This is a genomic window from Devosia alba (genome assembly GCF_039938915.1).
Taxonomy (GTDB): Bacteria; Pseudomonadota; Alphaproteobacteria; order Rhizobiales; family Devosiaceae; genus Devosia; species Devosia alba.
Genome location: NZ_JBDUUI010000046.1, coordinates 1 through 446, shown reverse-complemented (window position 1 = coordinate 446; position 446 = coordinate 1). Strand labels below are relative to the sequence as shown.

1 protein-coding gene is annotated in these 446 nt (G+C 52.7%); it reads right to left on the bottom strand.

The genetic code is table 11. From position 1 onward, the window contains the following. Positions 1-446: portal protein (locus ABFY71_RS18715; protein ID WP_347947378.1), on the bottom strand; the 446-nt coding region annotated here is incomplete at both ends.

Genomic DNA, 446 nt, shown 5'->3' with positions numbered 1-446 from the left:
ATACAGCTCCAGACAGTACAGGTACGCCAGCTTAGTAAGCCATACGCTACTTAGCTGACTGTACGCATCCCCCAGAGCCTCCTGTGCCTCCTGAGCATTCTGACGAATCTCATACGCTGTGACACGTTCTGCATCCCTGGTGTTACCCCCGTACATGAACGCTCTGGCAAGACGCTGCTCAATGCTGGCAATCTCAGCCTGCATGACCTGAATCTTCTGGTAGACGCCACCCTCATAAGCCCATATACCGGGGCCAGTAGTACCGGCCGGGGCATTAGTCTGAATGATATCGCCTACAGCAGCTTCGTTGAACGCATCGATATCTACACCGGATGCAGAGTTAGACATATTCACAAAGCGCATAGCTTCGACTTCATACAGCGTCAGAGCCTTGCTCAGCTCAGATAATCTAGCGAACTCACCAGCGTAGTCCTCAACCAAGCCGC